This window comes from Intestinibacillus massiliensis (assembly GCF_900155735.1).
Lineage (GTDB): Bacteria > Bacillota > Clostridia > Oscillospirales > Butyricicoccaceae > Intestinibacillus > Intestinibacillus massiliensis.
On the sequence record NZ_LT707052.1, the window covers coordinates 32,618 to 52,920 of the forward strand.

The following is a 20,303-nucleotide window of genomic DNA, read 5'->3' on the forward strand; positions in this document are numbered from 1 at the left end:
CGTATTCCACGCCACAAAAGCAACCCCGCGCCGGGGGGATAAAAAAGCGCGCGGCCGTATTTGGCCGCGCGCTTGCCGTTTATCCTTCCGTGGGTTCGGTGGGCGCGCCGTTTTCAGCGGCTTCGCCTACGTCCTCGTCCTCATCGTCCTCGGCTTTTTCCGTCCGGGCGATCGAAATGACCTTGACGTCGTCCCCGGTGCGCATGGTGATCACGCCCTGGGAGGCGCGGCCACATTCGCGGATGTCCTCGCACGCGGTGCGGATGATGACGCCATCGTCCGTAATGATCATGACGTCGTTATCCAGGTCGACGACCGCAAGCCCCGCGATCATGCCGGTCTTTTCCGTCAGGCCGTGCAGCAGGATGCCGCCGCCGCCGCGGTGGTGGACGGTATATTCGTCGACCGGCGTGCGCTTGCTGTAGCCGTTCTCGGTCACGGTGAGCACGTAGGCATCCTTACGCGCACGCGCGGCGCCCACGACGTAATCTTCCTCGGAGAGCTTGATGCCGCGCACACCGACCGCCGTGCGCCCCATGGCGCGCACCTCGTTCTCGTCAAAGCAGATCGCGCGCCCCTCGTGCGTTGCGATCAGGATGTTCTGGTTACCGTCCGTCAGGCGCACGTCGACGAGCGCGTCGCCGTCGTTCAGGCCGAGCGCCCGCAGGCCGCCCCTGCGGATATTCTGCAGGTCGGACAGCACGATGCGCTTGGCCACGCCCTGGCGGGTCACAAAGAACAGGAACTTATCGTCCGCGAACTCCTTGATCGGGAACATCGCGGTGATCTTTTCATCCGGCTCGACCTCCAGCAGGTTTACGATGTTCATGCCCTTGGCGCTGCGCCCGGTCTCCGGGATCTGGTAGCCCTTGAGCTTGTATACCTTGCCGAAGTTGGAGAAGAACAGGATGGTATCATGCGTCGAGGCGGTGAACAGGCTCTTTGCAAAGTCCTCCTCGCGCGTTGCCATGGCCGACACGCCGCGGCCGCCGCGGCGCTGCGCCCGGTAAGCGGAGGTCGGCTGGCGCTTGATATAGCCGAAGTGCGTCAGGGTATAGGCGCACTCCTGTTCCTCGATCAGGTCCTCGATATCGATCTCGTCCGCCACATTGGCGATCTCGGTCTTGCGCTCGTCCCCGTACTTGCGGCGGATTTCGAGCATCTCCTGCTTGACGACCTCGGCAATGTTGTGGTCGGAGGACAGGATGCGCATGAATTCCGCGATCTTGCCCTCCAGTTCGCTGTATTCGTCGTCGATCTTCTGGCGCTCCAGGCCGGACAGGCGGCCGAGGCGCATGTCGACGATCGCCTGTGCCTGCGCCTCGTCCAGGTGGAACTCATATTCCTCCTGGCCGTCCACAATGCCGAGCAGGGCGATCTGGTTGACGATGAACGGCTCCTTCTGCAGGTCGGCCTTGGCGATGGACTCGTTTGCCGCGGCGCGGATGATCTGGATAATGCGGTCGATGTTGTCGGTCGCGACCTTGAGGCCCTCCAGGATGTGCGCGCGGTCCTGCGCGCGCTTCATGTCGTAGCGCGTACGGCGGGCGACCACGTCCTTCTGGAAGGCGATATATTCGTCGATGATCTCGCGCAGGGAGAGCACCTTGGGCTGCAATTTATCCGGGTTAAACGGGTTCGGCACCAGCGCAAGATGGATCATGGAGCAGGTATCCTGGAGCTGCGTATAATTATAGAGCTGGTTCAGGATTACCTGCGCGTTCGCGTCGCGCCGCACGTCGATGACGATGCGCATGCCCTCGCGCGAGGAATGGTCCTGGATGTTCGTGATGCCGTCTACGCGCTTTTCCTTGACGAGGTTCGCCATGGACTCCACCAGGCGCGCCTTGTTGACCATATAGGGGATTTCGGTGACGATAATCTGGCTGCGGCCGTTCGGCAGGTCCTCAATCTCGGCCTTGGCGCGCACCTTGATCTTGCCGCGGCCGGTGGCGTAGGCCGCGCGGATGCCGGCACGCCCCATGATGATGCCGCCGGTCGGGAAGTCCGGCCCCTTGATGAACTGGCAGATCTCATCCAGCCCGGCCTCCGGGTGGTCGATGACATAGCACACGCCGTCGATGACCTCGCCGAGGTTATGCGGCGGGATATTGGTCGCCATGCCGACCGCGATACCGGACGAGCCGTTGACCAGCAGCGTCGGGAAACGGGAGGGCAGGACGACCGGTTCCTTGCGGTCCTCGTCGAAGTTCGGCTGGAAATCCACCGTTTCCTTCTTGATATCCTCCAGCAGGGCGTTGGCGATCTTGGCCATGCGCGCCTCGGTGTAACGGTAAGCCGCCGGGGGGTCGCCGTCGACCGAACCGAAGTTGCCGTGGCCGTCTACCAGCGGGTAACGCAGGGAAAAGGGCTGCGCCATGCGCACGAGCGCGTCGTATACCGAGGCGTCGCCGTGCGGGTGGTACCGGCCGAGCACGTTGCCGACCGTGGTCGCGGACTTGCGGTACGGTTTGTCCGAGGTCAGCCCGTCCTCATACATGGCGTACAGGATGCGGCGGTGTACCGGCTTGAGGCCGTCGCGCACATCCGGCAGCGCGCGCCCGACGATGACGCTCATCGCGTAATCGATGTAGGAGCGCTTCATTTCCCGGTCAATGTCGACCTGGATGATTTTTTGGTTTTCAAATTCCTGACTCATTGATTGCCTCCAAGAAGCTTAACGGAAGGGGCGGCAGCCGCCTGCCCGCATCCAGCCTGCCTTAAATGTCCAGATTGTTGACGTACTTGGCGTTCTTTTCGATGAACTCGCGCCGCGGCTCGACCTTTTCGCCCATCAGCAGCGTGAAGATTTCGTCCGCCTGCACGGCGTCCTCCATGCACACCTGCTTGAGGATGCGGTTAGCCGGATCCATCGTGGTCTCCCAAAGCTGGACGGGGTCCATCTCGCCGAGGCCCTTGTAACGCTGTACGTGCACATTGTCGCCCATCTCGTCGATGCAGGCGCGCTGTTCCTCCTCGGTGTAGGTATAGCGCACGTCCTTGCCCTTTTCGTTCTTAAACAGCGGCGGCTGCGCGATATAGACGTGCCCCTCCTCGATCAGGGGGCGCATGAACCGGAAGAAGAAGGTCAGCAGCAGGGTACGGATATGGCTGCCGTCGACGTCCGCGTCGGCCATCAGGATGATCTTGCCGTAGCGCAGTTTTGTCGTGTCGAAATCGTCGCCAAAGCCCGCGCCGAAGGCGGTGATCATCGGGGTCAGCTTTTCGTTGCCATATACCTTGTCCAGGCGCGCCTTCTCGACGTTCAGCATCTTGCCCCAGAGCGGCAGGATCGCCTGGCGGGTGCGGTCGCGCCCTTCCTTGGCGGAGCCGCCCGCGGAATCGCCCTCGACGATGTAAATCTCGGTGAGCGCGGGGTCTTTCTCGATGCAGTCGGCCAGCTTGCCGGGCAAGGAAGCGCCGTCCAGCGCGGATTTGCGGCGCGTCAGCTCGCGCNACTGCGCGTCCTGGAGTTTGACGGAAAGCACAACGGTCAGCCCCTCGCGCGTGTCGTCGCCGGAGAGCTTGTCGCCCTCCTTGATGATGTTATACTTGCGGCCGTAATCGTTCAGCACCTTGGTGAGCGCGGATTTGAAGCCGGTCTCGTGCGTGCCGCCCTCGGTCGTGTTGATGTTATTGGCAAAGGACAGCATGAGCTCGGAATAGCTGTCGGTATACTGCATGGCGACCTCGGCCATCGAGCCGTCGCGGCTGCCCTCGATGTAGATGACCTCGTCGTGCAGCGGGTTCTTCTGGCGGTTGAGGTGCTCTACGAACTGGCGGATGCCGCCCTCATAGTACATGCTTTCCTCGGTCGCCTCATCGTCGCGCTCGTCGCGCAGGGTGATGCGCACGCCCGCGTTCAGGAAAGCCTGCTCGCGCAGGCGGAGCTGCAACGTGTCGTAATCGTATTCAGTGGTCTCGAAAATCTCCGGATCGGCCTTGAAACGGATCGTGGTGCCGGTCTCGCTGTCGCAAGGGGTGGAAACCATCTTGCGCGCGGTCTGGCCACGCTCAAAGCGCATATAGTGCTTGTGCGTGCCGTCGCGCACCTCGGCCTCCATCCATTCCGACAGGGCGTTTACGACGGAGGAGCCGACGCCGTGCAGGCCGCCGGACACCTTGTAGCCCGCGCCGTCGAACTTGCCGCCGGCGTGCAGCACGGTCAGCACCACCTCGAGCGTCGGGATACCCATTTGCGGGTGGATGCCGCACGGGATGCCGCGCCCGTTGTCCGTGACGCGGATGACGTTGCCCTTCTCGATGGTCACCTCGATATGCGTGCAGTAGCCCGCGAGCGCCTCGTCGATCGAGTTGTCGACGATCTCATACACCAGGTGGTGCAGGCCGCGCGCCGAAGTGGAACCGATGTACATGCCCGGGCGCTTGCGCACCGCCTCCAGGCCCTCGAGGACCTGGATCTGGCTTTCGTCATAGGTTTCGGTGACCTTGAGGTCCAACATTTCTTCACTCATGCTCATATTTCCGTATCCTTTTCTCCGAAAGAGTCGCTTCCCTGCGGCTGGGGGTGGGCGCGCCCACTGTTAGAAAACCGCCGCAAAATCAAAAAAACGCTCAGCTTTACACTGTGCGATCGATAAAACCGTACTATGCGCCCCTATGCAAATTCGCCCTTTTGCAGCCGCTCCACGCGCTGCGCAAGCGTCGCCGTGGATATCTGCGAGATATACAGCCGCTCGCCGAGCGCGGTTTCGCACAGCACGGCGGATTTCGGCAGGTCCTCGAACAGGGCGACCGCCTTGGCCTCCCGCTCCATGCGGGCGACGAAGGCGCGCGTATGCTTGGACACCGTAGCGGTATCCATATCAAAAATACCAATGATGGAGCGCACCGGGACGATATAGTCCTGCCCTAAATGCACATACAAGCACAAATCCCCCCTTGCCCGCGGCGCAGGCGCCGCAATACCGGCTCTGCAATGCAGCCTATCCGGCCAAAATGGCGGCGGGCACGCGTCCGGGACGCCGCATCCCGCGCCGGGGGCGTCCCCCTTTCGGGTGCGCCGCCACGATAGCCGCCTTGCGACTATTATACCATAATTTTGCGCGTTTGTGGTCGTTTTTCATGAAAAACTTTCAAAAAAATTTATGATTTCTTGTGTTGGCTGACACATTCTTACACAACCCGCCCGCCCTCGATGCGGAACACCGCGCCGCTCCCGACCTTTGCGGCAAGCTCCTCCTCGCAGCAGGTGATCAGCACCTGCCCGCCCCGGATGCGGTTCAGCACAAAGTCCTGCCGCCCGCGGTCAAGCTCGGAGAGCACGTCGTCAAGCAGCAGCAGCGGATATTCGCCGGTATCGTCAAAAAACAGGTCGCGCTCCGCCAGCTTGATCGCCAGCGCGCAGGTGCGCACCTGCCCCTGCGAGCCGTAAGCCGCGGCAGGGCGGCCGTCGATCTCGAGCACGAGGTCGTCCTTGTGCGGGCCGGACAGGCAGGAGCGCGCCGATACCTCGGCCGCGCGGGGCGCCAGCGCGCGCGCGTAAAGCTGCGCGGCCANGCGCCATGCGCAGGGAAAAATCGTCGAGCAGGTCGAGCAGCGCGGGCTTTTCCTCACTGTCGCGCAGGATGCGCGTCTTATGCTCGAGCAGCCGGTTATATTCCTCCAGGATCTGCGCATAACGCGGCCGAAGCTGGCACAGCGCAGTATCCAGGAAGCGCCGCCGCACCGCCGCGCCCTCCCGCACGAGGTACAGGTCGTCCGGGCAGAACAGCACGCTTTGCAGCAGCCCGGCCGCGTCCGACTGCCGCCGCAGCCGCACGCCGTTGCGGTAAATCTCCATCGACTTGCGGCGGAACAGGCGCAGCTCCAGGGTGAAGTCGCGCCCCTGCGCGGAAAAAGCGCCCTCGACCGCGGCGGCGTCCTCGCCGAAGCGCAGGCCGTCCTTCTTCTGCCCGGTGCGGAACAGGCGCATGGTGGACAGGGCGGAGACCGCCTCGAGCAGGTTGGTCTTGCCCTGCGCGTTGCGGCCGCAGACTAGGTTGACCCCCTCGCCGAAGGTAAACGCCGCGTCCCCGTAATTGCGGAAGTTATGCAGTTTTAGCGTGCGCAAAACCATGCCTGCCCTCCTGCAAAAGGGCGGGACTGTCCGTGTGAGGCGGACATTTTGGCATACCCGCCCCACGCCGGGGCTCTGTCCCGCCGCAACATTTTTGGATTTCCCAATGCATATTTATACTTTTCCCGAATAATCAGCCGATCACCCGCACGGCCTCGCCGTTCAGCGCGACCGTATCCCCAGGGCGGATTTTCTTGCCGCGCTGGGTGCAGGTTTCGCCGTTTACCTGTACCTGCCCCTCGGCGATGAGGATTTTCGCCTCCCCGCCGGAACAGGCCAAGTTTGCGAATTTGAGCAGCGCGTCAAGCTTGATAAACGCGCCGGAAATGGCAATTTCCTGCATTTTAGTCCCCCGCTTTCAGACGGACGGGCAGCACGAGGTAGGTGAACTTGTCCCCCTCGACCGGGGTGACGATCACCGGGTTCAGTGCGCCCTTGAGCGAAAGCACGACGGTTTCGTCGCTGCAGGCGCGCAGCGCGTCGAGCAGGTAGCGGTTGTTGAAGCCGATTTCCAGGTTTTCGACCATGCCGCCGATCGTGCACTCGTCGTAGCTCTTGCCGATCGCGGTGATGCAGCTCATTTTGAGGGTGTCGCCGTCAAAATCCAGGCGCACCGGGTTTTTGAGCTTCTCGGACACAATGAGCGACACGCGCTCGATGCAGGTGATCAGGTTTTTGACGTCCGCCTTGACCTGGTAATCCGCGTCGTTCGGGATTGCGGCGCGGTAATTCAAAAATTCGCCGTCGATCAGGCGGGTGATCAGCACGGTATCGCCGACCGAGAACAAAATATGCTTCGGGTCGGGGTAAACCGAGACCGGCGCGTCGTCCTCGCTCAAAATACGTTCGATTTCGCGCAGCGCCGAACCGGGCACGACGAATTTCAGGCCGTCGGGCGCGGGGTTTTCCAGGTTTTCGCGCCGGACGGACAGCCGGTAGCCGTCGACCGCGACGACGTTCAGGCGGCCGCCCTCGGTCTCGAAGAGGCAGCCGGTGTGGATCGGCTTGCTCTCATTGTCGGAAACGGCGAAAATCGTCTGGGAAATCATCGATTTCAGCGTCTGTTCCGGCAGGGAAATGAAATTTTCCTGTGAAACCTCGGGCATCTGCGGGAAATCGTCCGCAGGGGAGGCGATCAGGTTAAAGACGGCGCGGCCGCATTTGATCGTTGTCAGCAGCTTTTCATCGGTTTCCACATAGACCGCGTCGTCGGGCAGCTTGCGGATGATGTCGCCCAGGATGCGCGCGTTCAGCACGACCTCGCCGGGTTCGATGATATCCGCGTCGACCGTGGTGCGGATGCCGAGGGAAAGGTCGTAGCCGGTCAGCGCCAGGCGGTCGCCGGCCTGGATGAGCAGGCCTTCGAGCAGGGCGATGGCGCTTTTTCCGGAGACGGCGCGCGAGGAGGTGTTGATCGCGTCGAGCAGTGTCGATTTTTCACAGGAGAATTTCATTTAAACTTCTTCCTTTCGATTGTCCACAGGTAAGCGTCTGCGGTGTGGACGCATTATCCGGGAAATAAAAGATAAATAGGATATGTTTTTCGTAGTAGTAGTAGTAGTGTGGAAACTGTGGAAAACCCTTCCGCGCCCAGGCAGGCCGGGGTTTTTCGCGTCCCCAGCGGGTTGTGGATGTTTTTGGCGGAACTGGTCGGAAAATCAGGGGGTAATTTTTGTCCACAGGTTGATTGTCCACAATCCACAATCCCTGTGGATAAATTTTTACGTAAAATATCCCTGTTTCCGGCTGCGGGCAACCCGTTGCCGGAGGGTTTTTTAAAGGGTCCCCTGGTGGATATTTGAGATCAGGGTCTTTAGGATGCCGTCCATTTCGGAGGAGTTTTTCCGCTCGTCCTCGATTTTGTTGATCGAGTGCAAAACCGTGGTGTGGTCGCGCGAAAAGACCTTGCCAATTTCGGGAAGGGAATAATTCGTCAGTTCGCGGACTAAGTACATGGCGACCTGCCGGGGCTGCACCGTATCCTTGGAGCGGCGGGAACCGACGATCTGCTCGACCGGGATGCTGTAATAATTGGCGACTGCCTGCAGGATTTTCGGCGGGGTGGGGGTCAGCGCCTCGTCGGAGCCGCGCACCTCTTCAATCGCGCGGTTGGCCAGTTCGACTGTGATATCCTGGTGCATGAGGTTGTGCAGCGCCTGGATTTTCTTCACGGTGCCCTCGAGCTGGCGTACATTGGAATGCAGCGTTTCCGCGATCACCTGCACGACCTCGGGCGGCAGGGTAAAGCCGATTTTCTGTGCCTTGGCCTGGATGATCGCCATGCGGGTCTCGTAATCGGGCGGCTGGATGTCCGCGAGCAGGCCCCATTCAAAACGGGTCTTCATCCTGTCCTCCAGGGTGTTGATCTCCTTGGGCGGCCGGTCGGAGGTCAGCACGATCTGCTTTTTGGCCTCGTAAAGCGCGTTGAAGGTATGGAAAAATTCCTCTTGCGTGCGCTCCTTGCCGGCGATAAACTGGATGTCGTCGATGAGCAGCAGGTCGGCCATGCGGTATTTGCCGCGGAAATTCTGTACGTCGCCCTCCTGGATCGCGCCGACCAGCTCGTTGGTGAAATCCTCGCCCTTTACATATATAATACGGTAGGACGGGTGGTTCTGGCGGATGACCGCCGCGATCGCATAGAGCAAATGCGTCTTGCCGAGGCCGGACTGCCCATAGATGAAGAGGGGGTTATAGTACTGGGCGGGCTGGTTTGCCACGGAAAGCGCGGCGGCATGCGCGAATTTGTTGGAGTTGCCCACGATGAAGTGGTCGAAGGTGTATTCGTCGTCCGGGGTCAGGCCGTAGCTGACGCCGCCCGGGTTCTCAATCTCCCCGGTGGTGAGCACCACGCCGATCTCGTCGTCGAACAGCTCGCGCAGCGCCGCGGTCAGCGGCTCCATAAAGCGCGTTTCGATGATCTCCTTTTTGAAATCGTTCGGGACATGCAGTGTCAGCACGTTCCCGACGAATTCGACGACTGTGGCGTCGTCAAACCAGGCGGTCAGCGTGACCGGGTTGATCGTGCGCTGCATTTGCGAGAGCGCCATTTTGAGGATGTCGTTAGACGGGTTCAATACGGGACCTCCTTTTTCAGCCGATTTTTATTCACCTTAAATAATAGCAGAAATTTAGGGGCGGTTCAAGGTCAATATCCACAGGCTGGGGATAACTTTGTGGGGAAATGACGGAAAAATGGAAATCCGGCTGCCCGCCCGGCGGCGGGGATGTGCATGTATTTTTCCCCGGAAATAGGGTAAATCCAGCTTTTTATCAACATATGGGGGTGGTTCCATGCGAAAAAACCAGAACTAGTGCTTGACAATCGCCCGCATTTACCTGTATAATGAATGCTGATTCAGAGTGTAGCGGACGGGCAGCGGCACGCGCCCGAGTGCTCCAGGAATTCCGGAGGGGTTCGGACCCGTGCCGGTGCCCGATTTCACTTTATTTTAGGAATGGAGGTGCTTTAGAGATGTTAAGAACGTACCAGCCGAAGAAGCGTCAGCGCGCAAAGGTGCACGGCTTCCGCAAGAGAATGTCCACCTCGAACGGCAGAAAGGTTCTTGCCCGCCGTCGTGCGAAGGGCAGAGCTAGACTGTCCCACTAAGGGGTAAATACCGAAGACAAAGATGGATCGCCGAGGCGGTCCATTTTTTGTAAGCCTTGATCTTTTTGGCCCGCCGGCAGCCGGCGGGCAGGCCGCGGCGCCCTTTTATAAGGGTATTTCTGAACCGTGCCGCGGCGCGGGGAAACCAAGTCCGTTTTGGGCACTTGCGGACGGGGGACGCCCTGCGTACGCTCTCTTTCAAAAAGGAGCCATTTTTAGCATGAAACAAACCGTTTCCATCAAGGAAAACCGTGATTTCCGCCGGTTATACCACCGCGGGAAAAGCGCGGCGACCCGCTATGTCGTGGTCTACTGCGCGAAGAACCGCCTGGGGAGAAACCGCATAGGGCTCACGGTCAGCACCAAGCTGGGCGGCGCGGTCGTGCGCAACCGGATCAAACGGCTGTTGCGCGAGGCGTACCGCCTGCATGAAGCGGAGTTTAAAACCGGCTATGATTTTGTGTTAGTCGCGCGGGGCCGCGCGGCGGGCGCCAAATGCCGGGAAATCGAAAAGGCGCTGCTTGCAGCGATGGACGAGCTGAAACTCCGCGTAACGTCCGGGGAGGCGTAATCCAAATTGGCAAAGAAAGTCCTGCTGGCGATCGTCCGGTTTTACAGGGGCTATATTTCGCCGTGCATGGCGCCGCGTTGCCGCTACATACCGACCTGCTCGCAATACGCCGTCGAGGCGATCGAGAAGTACGGCGCCCTGAAGGGCGGGTGGCTGGCGCTGCGGCGCATCCTGCGCTGCCACCCGTTTTCCCACCGCGGACCCTACGATCCTGTCCCATAATGCGCGCCCAGGAGGCGGAAAAACCGGGAAATACCTTTTTCCGGTATGATTCCTGCTGCTCGGGGTACCTTATGGAGGGGAGAATACACATTTTTGGAGGACACTAATGGCCTATATTTTTGGTGTTTTGATCGTCCGGCCGTTCGGCCTGATCCTGATGGCGATCTACAACCTGGTGCAGTCTTACGGCCTGGCCGTCATCCTGTTCGCACTGCTGGCGCAGATCATCCTGCTGCCCCTGGGCTATAAGAGCAAAAAGGGCATGCGCAAGATGACCGCCGTACAGGGCAGGATGCAGGAATTGCAGAAAAAATATGCGAACAATAAGGTAAAACTCAACGAAGAGATGCAGAAGCTTTACGAAAAGGAACATATCAACCCGATGTCGGGCTGCCTGCCGACCGCGATCCAGTTCCCCATCCTGATGGGCCTGTATTACGCGGTGCAGAAGCCGTTGACCTTTATGATGGGCCTCGGCGAGACCGATATCGGCACCCTGGCCGCCAAGGTCGGCGTGGAGATCACGGCGCAGAACTCGAACACCTTCCAGCTCGTGGTTTCCCAGGCGCTCAACCAGTTCGTCGACGCGGGCGGGCATTTTGCCACCGAGATCACCAACCTTTCGGCGGATATTGCAAATTACCTGGTCCCGCTGAACTTTAACTTCCTGGGGCTCGACCTCTCGGTCACCCCGGACTTCAAGGCGCCCGGCATCATCTGGATCATCCCGGTCCTGTCCGGCGTGACGGCGTTCCTGTCGAGCTGGCTCATGCAGAAGATGCAGGGCAACACCGTGCAGGGGCAGATGAAGACCATGATGTACCTGATGCCGCTGATGTCGGTCTATTTCGGCTTTATTTTCCCGGCGTCCATCGGCATTTACTGGATCACCCGTAACGTGCTGATGATGGCGCAGGAGGCGGGGCTTACCTGGCTGCTCAACAAGCGGCACCCGATCATCACGCCCGAACAGGAGCGCGCGATGGAGGCCGAGGAACGGCGGCGCAAGCATGAGGAACATATGAAGCGTATCCAGGAGGAGAAGGAGACTGGCGTGGCCATGCTGAACGGCAAACCGGTCAAGGCCAAGCCCAATCCGAATACCAGCCGCAAGAAGCTGGAGAAAGATAAGAAAAAGGGGGATTAAGGCATGTTGAAGAGCATTGAAGCACAGGGTACGACCCGTGATGAAGCGATCGAAAACGCGCTGCGCCAGCTCGGCATGGACCGCGACAGCGTTTCCGTTGAAGTGCTGGATAACGGCAAAAAGGGTTTCCTGGGCATCGGCGCGACCCCCGCGCGCGTCCGTGTGAGCTATGAAGCGCCCGACGAGGCGCCCGTGCGCCACCCGGAACCCGTGCAGAAGCCCGTTTCCGCCCCCAAGAAGGCGGAGCCGGCGCGCACGGAACCTGTGCGCCCGGCGGAAGTTAAGCCTGTAAATCCCGCCGGGGAGGCGCCGGCCGCCCCCGAAGAAGAAGCGGCGGAAGCGCCCGCTCCGGTCGCCGCGTCCCCGCTGGACGAGGGGCAGATCCCGCCGGTCGGCCGCGAAGCGGTCAAGTTTATCGACGGCCTGCTGGAAAAGCTGGGCATCGACGGCCACGCCGTTGTGCTCGACACCACGGCGGAAGACCATGTGCAGATCGAGATCGTCGGCCCGGATATGGGCCCGGTCATCGGCCGCCGCGGCGACACGCTGGACGCGATCCAGTACCTGTCCTCGCTCGTGGCGAACCGCATTTCCGAGGAGCATGTCCGCGTTTCCATTGATACCGAGAATTACCGCGCCAAACGCGCGGAGAGCCTGACCCGCCTGGCGCGTAAGATGGCCGGCAAGGTCACCCGTTACCACAAGAGCATGACGCTCGAACCGATGAACCCTTATGAGCGCCGCATCATCCATTCCGCGCTGCAGGACTATAAGGGCGTCACGACGTATTCCACTGGCACCGAACCCGGCCGCCGCGTGGTGATCGCGCCCGAAGGACGTACCGGCGGCGCGCGCAGCGGCGGTTATTCGTCTTACGGCGGTCACAAAAGCGGCCGCTGATTGGGGTGGCTGCTATGAGTGACACCATTGCGGCGGTTGCGACTGCGCCCGGCGGGCCGATCGGCATCATCCGCGTGTCGGGGGACGGCGCCGCGCGCGCCGTTTCCGCGGTCTTCCAGCCGAAAAACGGCGGCAGCCTGGTAGATGCATCCCCCCACAAGCTGGTTTACGGGACGCTGCATAGCCGGAAGGGCGCGGTCTTGGACTGCTGCCTTGCCGCGTGGATGCGCGCGCCGCATTCCTACACCGGCGAGGACATGGCGGAAATCCAGTGCCATGGCTCGCCCGCCGTGCTCGGGGAAGCGCTCGCCGCCCTGTTTGCAAACGGGGCGCGGCAGGCCGGGCCGGGCGAATTTACCAAACGCGCCTTTATCAACGGGAAAATGGACCTGTCCGGCGCGGAGGCCGTGCAGGAGCTGGTGACCGCGCAGACCGCGCAGGCCGCCCAGAACGCCTCCGCCCAGATCGCCGGCAAGGTCGGCGGCACCGTGCAGGCGCTGCGCGACAGCTTGGTCGAGATGGTCGCGCATTTCCACGCGGTCGTGGATTTCCCGGACGAGGACATCGACCCGTTCCTGTTCGAACAGGCGCAGGAGATTCTGCACCGCGCCGCGGGGACGCTCTACAGCCTCGCCGAGAGCTATGAGCGAGGCCGCGTCATCCGCGACGGCGTGCCCTGCGTGATCCTCGGCCGCCCGAACGCGGGCAAGTCCTCGCTGCTCAACGCGCTGCTCGGCTGCGAGCGCGCAATCGTCACCGACCAACCCGGCACCACCCGCGACGTGATCGAGGAGACCGTCCGGGTCGGCCCGGTGCTGCTGCGCATGCTGGACACCGCCGGCCTGCGCGATACGGACGACCCGGTCGAAAAGATCGGCATCGAGCGCGCGCTCGCAACCGCGAACGGCGCGGCCATGATCCTTGCGGTCTTTGACGGCTCGGACATGCTGTCGGACGAGGACCTTATGGTCATCGCCCGCAGCCACGGGCGGCGCGCGATCGCGGTCATCAATAAGAGCGACCTGCCGGACACGCTTGACCTGGCGAAAATCCGCCGCCATTTCGACCATATCGTCAGCGTCAGCGCCAAGACCGGCGAGGGCATGGACGCGCTGACGAAGCTGATCCCGTCCATGGTCGGCCTGGACGGTGCGGTCTTCGACGGCAGCATCATCACGAGCGCCCGCCAGGCGGCAGCGCTTGCCCGTGCGGCGGAACGCTGCGAGGAGGCGCTGTTTGCGGCGCAGTCCGGTATGACGCCGGACGCGGTGGTCATGGACGCGGAGGGCGCGATCGCCGCGCTCGGCGAGGTGACCGGCCAGAACGTCACGGAAGACGTGATTTCCAAGATTTTTGAAAATTTTTGCGTGGGCAAATAAAGTGCCGTCCCGCCATGCGGCGGGCGGCTGAAACGCGGGGGAGAGGGCAAAAAAATGCCCTTTCCCCTTTGTTTTCCCTTGCATATCGACGCGTGATTCGGTATGATAGGCAAGGGGAAGGGGGGAACTCTCCCCCGTCATCCGCAAGGGTTTTCCACAGGCTGTGCAAAAGTCTGTTGATAAAATTACAATACAGATAGCATTGCCGTTTTATAACGCAGTGCAATCAACCAATTTGAAAAAAGCGGGTTATCCACAGTTTACACAGAGTTATCAACAGGCTGGGGGTAATCATGTCAAGCGATAGAAGGCAAAAATACTTGATGAAAAAGCCGTTTGTTTTTTGGCGGCGGAAAGGACGGTTGTGCCTTGACATTCGAAGCAGGACAATATGATGTGGCCGTGATCGGCGCGGGGCACGCGGGCATTGAAGCTGGGCTTGCTTGCGCGCGGCTGGGGCTGCGCACGCTGGTATTTACCATGAACCTGGACGCGGTCGGCAATATGCCGTGCAACCCCGCGATCGGCGGCACGGCCAAGGGGCACTTGGTGCGCGAGATCGACGCGCTCGGCGGCGAGATGGCCAAGGCGGCCGACGCGGCCTGCATCCAGTACCGGATGCTCAACCGCGGCAAAGGGCCGGCGGTGCATTCCCTGCGCGCGCAGGCCGACCGCGTCCGGTACCGCGTTTATATGAAGCACGCGCTTGAGCGGCAGGAAAACCTGTTCCTCAAGCAGGCGGAGATCACCAAAATCTTGACCGAGGGCGGCGCGGTGTGCGGGGTCGAGACCGATATGGAAGCGGTGTACCGCGTGCGCGCCGCGATCGTCTGCTCCGGGACCTATTTGGGCGGGCGCATCATCATTGGCGAGCATTTCCGCGACGGCGGGCCGGACGGCATGTTTGCCGCGACCGGGCTGACCGCCTGCCTGCGCGGGCTGGGGCTTGACCTCCAGCGTTTCAAGACCGGCACGCCCGCGCGCGTCAACCGCCGGTCGATTGATTTCAGCGGCCTGGAAGTGCAGGAAGGGGAAGAGGACGTTATCCCGTTTTCCTTTGAGACCGAGGCGCCGCCCCCGAACCGCGCCGTGTGCCACCTCACCTATACCGGGGCGCGCACACACGAGGTTATCCGGGCGAACCTGCACCGCTCGCCGATTTATTCGGGCAAGATCGAGGGCATCGGCCCGCGCTATTGCCCCTCCATCGAGGACAAGGTCGTCCGCTTTTCGGACAAGCCGCGGCACCAGCTCTTCATTGAGCCAATGGGGCTGGACACCGAGGAGATGTATATCCAGGGCTTCTCCTCCTCCATGCCCGAGGAGGTGCAGCTCGAGATGCTGCATTCCGTGCCGGGGCTGGAACACGCCGAGGTCATGCGCCCGGCCTACGCGATCGAGTACGATTGCGTGAACCCCTTGGAGCTTTTGCCGACGCTCGAGACCAAAAAGGTCGCCGGCCTGTATGGCGCGGGGCAGTTCTGTGGATCCTCCGGGTATGAAGAAGCGGCCGCGCAGGGGCTGGTCGCCGGGATCAACGCCGCGCTCAAGCTCAAGGGGCAGCCGCCCATGGTGCTTGACCGCGCGGACGGCTATATCGGCACGCTGGTCGACGACCTTGTGACCTGCGGCACGAGCGAACCGTACCGTATGATGACCTCGCGCTCGGAATACCGCCTGCTCCTGCGGCAGGACAACGCCGACCAGCGGCTCGTCCCGATCGGCGTGCGCGTCGGCCTCAACCCGCCGTCACGCGGCGAACGCGTCGCGCGCAAGTACCAGGCCGTCGAAGCGGAGATCGCACGCCTGGGGCGCGTCTCGGTCGGCCCGTCGGAGGGGATGCAGGCCTTCCTGGCCGCGCACGGCAGCACGCCGCTCAAATCGGGCGCGAAGCTGATCGACCTGATCCGCCGTCCCGAACTCGGGTACGGCGCACTTGCGCCCTTTGACCCGGCGCGTCCCGCGCTCAGCCACGCGGTGCGGGAGCAGGTGGAAATCTCGATCAAATATGCGGGCTATATCGAGCGGCAGCAAAAGGACGTGGAGCAGTTCCGGCGGCTGGAAAGCCGCCCGCTGCCCGCGGACATCGATTACGGGGCGGTGCCGTCGCTCCGCCTGGAAGCGCGGCAGAAGCTGGGACGTATCCGGCCGCTTAATTTCGGGCAGGCCGGGCGCATCTCGGGCGTGTCGCCCGCGGATATGACCGCGCTCATGATCTACGTGGAGCAGAGGGGGAAGGCATGAACGAACGCGAAGCACTGACACAAGGGCTGGCGGAACTCCACATGGGTTTTCCACAAGCTGTGGAAAACCTTGTGCATTTCTCGGATTTATTGCTGGAAAAGAACAAGGTGATGAACCTCACCGCGGTCACTGAACCGATGGAGGTCGTCACGCGCCACTTCCTGGACTGCGCGGCGGCGGGGGCAATGCTTGGGCTGGAAGGCCGCACGCTGGTCGACGTGGGCTGCGGCGCGGGCTTCCCGGGGATGCCGCTCGCGCTGCTGGCGCCCGGGCTGCAGGTGACGCTGCTCGATAGCCTGGGCAAGCGCATCCGCTTTTTAAACGACTGTATCGCGGAAATCGGCGTGCCAAACGCCGTGGCCGTCCACGCGCGGGCGGAGGAGTTTGCCGTCGCGCATCGGGAGCAGTTCGACCTTGCCACCTCGCGCGCGGTGGCGCGGATGAACGTGCTGGCCGAGCTGTCGCTCCCCCTGGTCAAGGTCGGCGGGGTGTTTGCCGCGATGAAGAGCACGGGCTGTGACGGGGAGCTGCGCGAAGCGGGGCAGGCCATCCGCCTGCTCGGCGGCGAGGTCGAGGCCGTGCACGATTACCATGTGCCGCTGACCGACGTCACGCAGCGCCTGGTCGTCGTCCGCAAGGTCAAACCAACACCGGGGAAATACCCGCGGCCGTTCCGCAAGATTTCCGCCGCCCCGCTGTAAGCGGCAGGAAGCACGAATTTATTACAGGTTGTTGATTTAACAACCTGTAATTTTTTTTGAAAATAATAGGTCTGGAAATGCATGAATTGCATGTATTTCGTCGTAATCTGCGGCTTTCTGTCAAAATACGCGCACGATTTTTCTTTACAATTTGGTAGCAAATGGTAATCTAATACTAAGAGAAATATTTTAGCGACTGGAGGACACCATATGCTATCCACCCTGATAGGCGGCGGGATCGACCGCTCCCTAAGAAAAATCAAGTTGTCCGCAATTACCCGTAACCCTTACCAGCCCCGGAAATACTTTGACCCCGAAGCGATCACCCAGCTTGCCGAAAGTATCCGTCAGTACGGTGTATTGAACCCGTTGACCGTCCGTCGGATCGGGACAGGCTTTGAGCTGATTGCCGGGGAGCGCCGCATGCGCGCCGCCAAGGCGGCCGGCCTGACCGAAGTGCCCTGCATCGTCATGTCCGCGGATGAGCAGGATTCTTCCGCCATTGCCCTCGTCGAGAACCTGCAGCGCCGCGACCTGGATTTCTTCGAGGAGGCCTGGGGCTACAAGCGCCTGATCGAGCTGCACGGGCTGACGCAGGAGGAAGCCGCGCGCAAGGTAGGGAAGACACAGAGCGCGGTTGCGAACAAGCTGCGCCTGCTCAAGCTTTCGCCGCGCAACATGCAGCTTATCCGGGATGGCAACCTGACCGAGCGCCACGCCCGCTGCATCCTGCGCCTGCCGGACGAGGCCGCGCGCCTGTCCGCGACCGAGTACATCATCGCGCACGAGCTGAACGTCAGCCGTAGCGAGCAGTACATCGACCGCCTATTGGCCGAGCCGAATGAAAAGGAGAAGGAGCGGCATGTGCTGCGCTTCATCAAGGACGTACGCTTTTTCCTGAACACGGTGGACAAGGCGGTCGATGTGATGCAGCAATCCGGCGTCGAGGCGAAGGTCGAGAAGGAAGAGCAGGAGGCCGGCTTGCTGGTACATATCCTGATCCCGAACGCAAAGAAGTAAGCTGTTCCAGGGACGTTAAATGTTTCACGTGAAACACGAGGCCGGCGCAGATCGGTTGTTTCACGTGAAACATTTTTTTGCGCTTTTTGGGAAACACTAAAAAAACAGAAGTGTTCCACGTGAAACATTTGCACTTTGTACATTGCAACCTGTCCGTTTCGTGATATAATAAGTAAGTATTGAAAAGCTACGGAACGGGAGAAGTGCTATGGCGAAAATAATTGCATTTGCAAACCAAAAGGGCGGCGTTGGCAAGACCACCACGGCGGTCAACCTCGCCGCGACGCTGAGCGAAAAAGGCAAACGGATCCTGATCTGCGATTTTGACCCGCAGGGGAATGCGACCTCCGGCTTCGGCGTGGACCCGCGCGGGCTGGAATACAGCATTTACGACTTGCTGATCGACGACGAGCTGAAGGTCGAAGATTGCATCGTAAAGACAAAATGGGTCGACCTGATCGGTGCGAACGTCAACCTAGCCGGCGCGGAGCTTGACCTGATCGGCATGGAACATCGCGAATACCGCCTGAAGACCGTGCTGGAGCGCGTGCGCCCGCAGTATGATTATATCCTGATCGATTGCCCGCCGTCGCTCGGCCTGCTCACGCTCAATTGCCTGTGCGCCGCCGACAGCTTCCTCGTACCGTTGCAGTGCGAATACTACGCGCTGGAAGGGCTGACCCAGCTGATGAGCACCGTGCGCACCGTGCAAAAGGCGCTTAACAAGAAAATTAAGCTGGAAGGCGTGCTGCTGACCATGTTCGACGGGCGCACAAACCTGTCGATCCAGGTGGTCGAAGAGGTCAAAAAACACTTCGGGGATCAGGTTTTTGCAACTGTAGTGCCGCGTAACGTGCGCCTGTCCGAGGCGCCCAGCCACGGCCAGCCGATCACCGCGTACGACCGGTATTCCAGGGGCGCGGAAGCCTATATGCGGCTTGCGGAGGAGTTTTTACAAAAGAATAAGGGATAAGGCGGTGAAGGGATGGCAAAAAATTTGCATAGGAGCGGCCTTGGCAAAGGCCTGACCGACCTGTTCGGCGGGGAAGAGATGGTGGACGTCAGCGAGCCGGAAGTGGCCGGCGTTTCCAAGCTTCCGATGAACCAGATCGAACCGAACCGCGGGCAGCCGCGTAAGGTGTTCGACCCGGCCGCCATGGAAGAGTTGACCGAGAGCATCAAGCGGCACGGCGTCGTGACGCCGATCACCGTACGCCGGCAGGAAAACGGCTTTTACCAGATCATCGCCGGCGAACGCCGGTGGCGCGCGGCACGCGGCGCCGGGCTGACCGAAATCCCGGCCATGGTGCTCGACGTGACGGACGAGCAGGTCATGGAGCTGGCGCTGATCGAAAACCTGCAGCGGCAGGATCTCAACCCGATCGAAGAGGCCGAGGGCTACGACGTGCTGCTCAAGGATTTCGGCATGACGCAGGACCGCATTGCGGAGCGCGTCGGCCGGTCGCGCAGCGCGGTCGCAAACGCGCTGCGCCTGCTCGCGCTCGACGAGGGCGTCCGGCAGNCGCGTCTCGGTCGGCCCGTCGGAGGGGATGCAGGCCTTCCTGGCCGCGCACGGCAGCACGCCGCTCAAATCGGGCGCGAAGCTGATCGACCTGATCCGCCGTCCCGAACTCGGGTACGGCGCACTTGCGCCCTTTGACCCGGCGCGTCCCGCGCTCAGCCACGCGGTGCGGGAGCAGGTGGAAATCTCGATCAAATATGCGGGCTATATCGAGCGGCAGCAAAAGGACGTGGAGCAGTTCCGGCGGCTGGAAAGCCGCCCGCTGCCCGCGGACATCGATTACGGGGCGGTGCCGTCGCTCCGCCTGGAAGCGCGGCAGAAGCTGGGACGTATCCGGCCGCTTAATTTCGGGCAGGCCGGGCGCATCTCGGGCGTGTCGCCCGCGGATATGACCGCGCTCATGATCTACGTGGAGCAGAGGGGGAAGGCATGAACGAACGCGAAGCACTGACACAAGGGCTGGCGGAACTCCACATGGGTTTTCCACAAGCTGTGGAAAACCTTGTGCATTTCTCGGATTTATTGCTGGAAAAGAACAAGGTGATGAACCTCACCGCGGTCACTGAACCGATGGAGGTCGTCACGCGCCACTTCCTGGACTGCGCGGCGGCGGGGGCAATGCTTGGGCTGGAAGGCCGCACGCTGGTCGACGTGGGCTGCGGCGCGGGCTTCCCGGGGATGCCGCTNCGCTGTCCGTCCGGCAGGCGGAGAGCCTGGCGCGCCGCCTGAACAAGGCGCCGAAGGAGGAGCCCGCGGGCGAGACCCCGGCGGTCGATTACATCGCGGAGCTGGAAAAGAAGCTGGAAGGGCAGCTCGGCCGCCGCGTGCGCATTGAAGTAGGCAAAAGCCATGGGATGCTTTCGCTGGAGTTTTACGGCGACGAGGATCTTGAGCGCCTGAGCGAGGCG

General features: G+C 61.4%; 21 protein-coding genes. 13 read left to right on the forward strand and 8 right to left on the reverse strand.

Annotation, left to right across the window (positions count from 1 at the left end; genetic code table 11):
• Positions 1–79: 79 nt before the first annotated feature.
• The 8 genes from gyrA to dnaA form a co-directional block, all read right to left on the reverse strand.
• Positions 80–2,659, reverse strand: a complete 2,580-nt coding sequence (gyrA, locus tag CZ203_RS03510; protein ID WP_087064796.1) for a DNA gyrase subunit A — start codon at positions 2,657–2,659, stop codon at positions 80–82.
• Positions 2,660–2,720: 61 nt separating this feature from the next.
• Positions 2,721–4,481, reverse strand: coding sequence for a DNA topoisomerase subunit B (locus CZ203_RS03515; RefSeq protein WP_087064797.1), 1,761 nt, complete (start codon positions 4,479–4,481; stop codon positions 2,721–2,723).
• A gap of 137 nt (positions 4,482–4,618) precedes the next feature.
• Positions 4,619–4,882: an extracellular matrix regulator RemB gene (gene remB / locus CZ203_RS03520; protein WP_227105622.1), complete on the reverse strand. Its 264-nt coding sequence runs from the start codon at positions 4,880–4,882 to the stop codon at positions 4,619–4,621.
• Between the two features lie 254 nt (positions 4,883–5,136).
• Entirely contained in the window at positions 5,137–5,376 is a 240-nt protein-coding gene (locus CZ203_RS15080; protein ID WP_235847451.1) for a DNA replication/repair protein RecF, read from the reverse strand.
• Complete coding sequence (locus CZ203_RS03525) at positions 5,324–6,079, reverse strand: DNA replication/repair protein RecF (RefSeq protein ID WP_235847452.1); 756 nt, start codon at positions 6,077–6,079, stop codon at positions 5,324–5,326. Before CZ203_RS03525 ends, CZ203_RS15080 begins: the two co-directional genes overlap by 53 nt.
• A 133-nt stretch (positions 6,080–6,212) precedes the next feature.
• On the reverse strand, positions 6,213–6,422 hold the full coding sequence (locus CZ203_RS03530; protein ID WP_087064799.1) for an RNA-binding S4 domain-containing protein: 210 nt from the start codon (positions 6,420–6,422) through the stop codon (positions 6,213–6,215).
• A 1-nt stretch (position 6,423) separates the two neighbouring features.
• Positions 6,424–7,533, reverse strand: coding sequence for a DNA polymerase III subunit beta (gene dnaN / locus CZ203_RS03535; protein ID WP_087064800.1), 1,110 nt, complete (start codon positions 7,531–7,533; stop codon positions 6,424–6,426).
• 321 nt (positions 7,534–7,854) lie between these two features.
• Complete coding sequence (gene dnaA, locus CZ203_RS03540; protein WP_087064801.1) at positions 7,855–9,156, reverse strand: chromosomal replication initiator protein DnaA; 1,302 nt, start codon at positions 9,154–9,156, stop codon at positions 7,855–7,857.
• Between the two features lie 398 nt (positions 9,157–9,554).
• Between dnaA and rpmH the strand changes: the two genes are divergently transcribed.
• From rpmH to CZ203_RS03605, 13 genes are all read left to right on the forward strand, one after another.
• The gene (gene rpmH, locus CZ203_RS03545) at positions 9,555–9,689 is read left to right on the forward strand and encodes a 50S ribosomal protein L34 (protein WP_087064802.1); all 135 of its coding nucleotides are present in this window, start codon (positions 9,555–9,557) and stop codon (positions 9,687–9,689) included.
• A 220-nt stretch (positions 9,690–9,909) separates the two neighbouring features.
• Positions 9,910–10,260 carry a ribonuclease P protein component gene (gene rnpA / locus CZ203_RS03550; RefSeq protein ID WP_087064803.1) on the forward strand — a complete coding sequence of 117 codons (351 nt, stop codon included), beginning with the start codon at positions 9,910–9,912 and terminating at the stop codon, positions 10,258–10,260.
• Between the two features lie 6 nt (positions 10,261–10,266).
• Positions 10,267–10,482, forward strand: a complete 216-nt coding sequence (gene yidD, locus CZ203_RS03555) for a membrane protein insertion efficiency factor YidD (protein ID WP_087064804.1) — start codon at positions 10,267–10,269, stop codon at positions 10,480–10,482.
• Between the two features lie 106 nt (positions 10,483–10,588).
• Positions 10,589–11,629 carry a YidC/Oxa1 family membrane protein insertase gene (locus tag CZ203_RS03560; RefSeq protein WP_087064805.1) on the forward strand — a complete coding sequence of 347 codons (1,041 nt, stop codon included), beginning with the start codon at positions 10,589–10,591 and terminating at the stop codon, positions 11,627–11,629.
• A gap of 3 nt (positions 11,630–11,632) precedes the next feature.
• Positions 11,633–12,529 carry an RNA-binding cell elongation regulator Jag/EloR gene (gene jag / locus CZ203_RS03565; protein ID WP_087064806.1) on the forward strand — a complete coding sequence of 299 codons (897 nt, stop codon included), beginning with the start codon at positions 11,633–11,635 and terminating at the stop codon, positions 12,527–12,529.
• A gap of 14 nt (positions 12,530–12,543) precedes the next feature.
• Complete coding sequence (gene mnmE, locus CZ203_RS03570) at positions 12,544–13,908, forward strand: tRNA uridine-5-carboxymethylaminomethyl(34) synthesis GTPase MnmE (RefSeq protein ID WP_087064807.1); 1,365 nt, start codon at positions 12,544–12,546, stop codon at positions 13,906–13,908.
• A gap of 369 nt (positions 13,909–14,277) precedes the next feature.
• A complete protein-coding gene (gene mnmG, locus CZ203_RS03575; RefSeq protein ID WP_087064835.1) occupies positions 14,278–16,152 on the forward strand; it encodes a tRNA uridine-5-carboxymethylaminomethyl(34) synthesis enzyme MnmG in 1,875 nt (624 codons plus the stop codon).
• A complete protein-coding gene (rsmG, locus tag CZ203_RS03580; protein WP_087064808.1) occupies positions 16,149–16,853 on the forward strand; it encodes a 16S rRNA (guanine(527)-N(7))-methyltransferase RsmG in 705 nt (234 codons plus the stop codon). Before mnmG ends, rsmG begins: the two co-directional genes overlap by 4 nt.
• A 210-nt stretch (positions 16,854–17,063) precedes the next feature.
• On the forward strand, positions 17,064–17,873 hold the full coding sequence (locus CZ203_RS03585) for a ParB/RepB/Spo0J family partition protein (protein ID WP_087064809.1): 810 nt from the start codon (positions 17,064–17,066) through the stop codon (positions 17,871–17,873).
• Between the two features lie 208 nt (positions 17,874–18,081).
• Positions 18,082–18,846, forward strand: coding sequence for a ParA family protein (locus tag CZ203_RS03590; RefSeq protein WP_087064810.1), 765 nt, complete (start codon positions 18,082–18,084; stop codon positions 18,844–18,846).
• Positions 18,847–18,924: 78 nt separating this feature from the next.
• The gene (locus tag CZ203_RS03595; RefSeq protein ID WP_456236183.1) at positions 18,925–19,533 is read left to right on the forward strand and encodes a ParB/RepB/Spo0J family partition protein; all 609 of its coding nucleotides are present in this window, start codon (positions 18,925–18,927) and stop codon (positions 19,531–19,533) included.
• Positions 19,424–19,828 carry an MnmG/GidA family protein gene (locus tag CZ203_RS03600; protein ID WP_087064836.1) on the forward strand — a complete coding sequence of 135 codons (405 nt, stop codon included), beginning with the start codon at positions 19,424–19,426 and terminating at the stop codon, positions 19,826–19,828. Before CZ203_RS03595 ends, CZ203_RS03600 begins: the two co-directional genes overlap by 110 nt.
• A 41-nt stretch (positions 19,829–19,869) precedes the next feature.
• Positions 19,870–20,124, forward strand: coding sequence for an RsmG family class I SAM-dependent methyltransferase (locus tag CZ203_RS03605; RefSeq protein WP_456236184.1), 255 nt, complete (start codon positions 19,870–19,872; stop codon positions 20,122–20,124).
• Positions 20,125–20,303: the final 179 nt, after the last annotated feature.

Excerpts from the sequence above, each read along its gene's own strand:
- jag (WP_087064806.1), top strand. The coding sequence starts at position 11,633 with ATGTTGAAGAGCATTGAAGCACAGGGTACGACCCGTGATGAAGCGATC.
- dnaN (WP_087064800.1), bottom strand. The coding sequence starts at position 7,533 with ATGAAATTCTCCTGTGAAAAATCGACACTGCTCGACGCGATCAACACC.
- CZ203_RS03560 (WP_087064805.1), top strand. The coding sequence starts at position 10,589 with ATGGCCTATATTTTTGGTGTTTTGATCGTCCGGCCGTTCGGCCTGATC.
- rsmG (WP_087064808.1), top strand. The coding sequence starts at position 16,149 with ATGAACGAACGCGAAGCACTGACACAAGGGCTGGCGGAACTCCACATG.
- CZ203_RS03530 (WP_087064799.1), bottom strand. The coding sequence starts at position 6,422 with ATGCAGGAAATTGCCATTTCCGGCGCGTTTATCAAGCTTGACGCGCTG.
- rpmH (WP_087064802.1), top strand. The coding sequence starts at position 9,555 with ATGTTAAGAACGTACCAGCCGAAGAAGCGTCAGCGCGCAAAGGTGCAC.
- gyrA (WP_087064796.1), bottom strand. The coding sequence starts at position 2,659 with ATGAGTCAGGAATTTGAAAACCAAAAAATCATCCAGGTCGACATTGAC.
- mnmE (WP_087064807.1), top strand. The coding sequence starts at position 12,544 with ATGAGTGACACCATTGCGGCGGTTGCGACTGCGCCCGGCGGGCCGATC.
- rnpA (WP_087064803.1), top strand. The coding sequence starts at position 9,910 with ATGAAACAAACCGTTTCCATCAAGGAAAACCGTGATTTCCGCCGGTTA.
- CZ203_RS03585 (WP_087064809.1), top strand. The coding sequence starts at position 17,064 with ATGCTATCCACCCTGATAGGCGGCGGGATCGACCGCTCCCTAAGAAAA.
- CZ203_RS03590 (WP_087064810.1), top strand. The coding sequence starts at position 18,082 with ATGGCGAAAATAATTGCATTTGCAAACCAAAAGGGCGGCGTTGGCAAG.
- CZ203_RS03600 (WP_087064836.1), top strand. The coding sequence starts at position 19,424 with ATGCAGGCCTTCCTGGCCGCGCACGGCAGCACGCCGCTCAAATCGGGC.